At 45.9% G+C, this 338-nt stretch carries 1 pseudogene; it reads right to left on the minus strand.

The features are described from left to right. Positions 1 to 338: pseudogene (locus tag HC175_RS21685) on the minus strand (quinol:cytochrome C oxidoreductase); the annotation flags it as partial.

The raw sequence follows: 338 nt of genomic DNA on the forward strand, positions 1-338 counted from the left end.
GTTACCGGCGTCTCTACGTGGTTAAGAGAAACCTGCGGCATATGATTCCACACGTGAGAATCCTGACTATTGAAGATCTCAAGAGTAGTCTCTTTTACGATATCTTCTCTACCCATTAAGGTAGTATGCAGCTGGAGACAGGCAAACTCATGGACCCCTCCTGCTTTTTCTATAGAAACGTTTTGATAGGATTTAAAATCCTGGTAAAGGGGATAAGCATTCACCCCTACCTGCATTTCACGCTGCACGCCTTCTTTCTTACCATAACCTAATGCAAGGGAAACAACTCCTCTTGCCTGACCAGGCTGAATGAAAACCGGCACCCTTTCCAGCACGGT

The organism is Salinimicrobium oceani (assembly GCF_012037645.1).